The sequence below is a fragment of the Arthrobacter sp. JCM 19049 genome, assembly GCF_001310435.1.
Genome location: NZ_BAXF01000694.1, coordinates 1 through 929, shown reverse-complemented (window position 1 = coordinate 929; position 929 = coordinate 1). Strand labels below are relative to the sequence as shown.

The 929-nt window shown below is 70.3% G+C and carries 2 protein-coding genes; both read right to left on the bottom strand.

Features of this window, described 5'->3' with window-relative positions:
* Positions 1–594: hypothetical protein (locus tag JCM19049_RS15575; protein ID WP_279403377.1), on the bottom strand; the 594-nt coding region annotated here is incomplete at its 3' end.
* Positions 595–628: 34 nt separating this feature from the next.
* On the bottom strand, positions 629–929 hold a 301-nt coding region (locus JCM19049_RS15570), incomplete at its 5' end, for a hypothetical protein (protein WP_279403376.1).

The window sequence follows — 929 nt, the reverse complement described above, 5'->3', positions numbered from 1 at the left end:
CGGCGGCATCCGGTAGGCGGTCATCCCCTGGGTCCCGGCCAGCACCACCACCTGCTGCTGGTCGTGCCCGGTGCGCACGAACTCGGCGTAGCGCGGCGGCACCGTGCCGGGTTTGAGGGTGTCGCGGTCGCACGGGTGGATCGCTTCCTCGCCGTTGAGGTAGCGCGGCTCCCGGTCCCCGGGGATCGGCAATTCCAGCGTTTCACGCGCCGTCGTGCACAGCACGCTCTGGCCCAGCACCTGCCCCAGTTCGCGTACGTTTCCGGTGGCGATCTCAATGGCGCGCCACCCCTGGGGCAGCGGCAGGATGGCGTGTTCGGTGTCGGACAGGATCCGTGCCCGCGGCTTGATCAGCTCCCGGGTGCGCTTCAGCTCCGGCAGCCCGTGGCTCCACCGTTCGGCGCCGGTGCGGGCGTCCAGGGCGGTGACCCGCCATTTCAGGCCGGTGAGCACGCCTTGGCGCGTGTCGCTGTCCGATTCGAGGATGGAGGACATGCCGCTGTCGATGGTGTACAGCACCACGGTGCGCCGTGCGTCGGTGACCCAGTCGGTGAAGATCCCCTGGCAGTAGGCTTCCGCCCCGGCTGGCGCCACAGCACCGTGCCGCTGGCCGCGTCCACCCCGATGCTCATGTAGTCGCTGGCCAGATCGAGCAGGTAGGTGCCGCTACTGGCCCGGTTGTGGGCGCGCGAACCGCTGCGACCAGCGTGTCGGACGGTTCGCTGGCCAGGGTCCAGGTCCATCCGGAGTCGGAGGAGTACCCGGTGGCAAACGCCTTCTCGTAGGGCTGCTTCCAGAGGATTTTGCCGTCCCGGGCGTAGGCGAGCTGTTCCTTGTTTGGCCCGCGCTGCCCGGTGGCCGACAGCCCGTGCCCCAGCAGGCGGGAGTCCTCATCCGGCAGGGGCACCGGCAGCTGGGCGGGGCGGCAC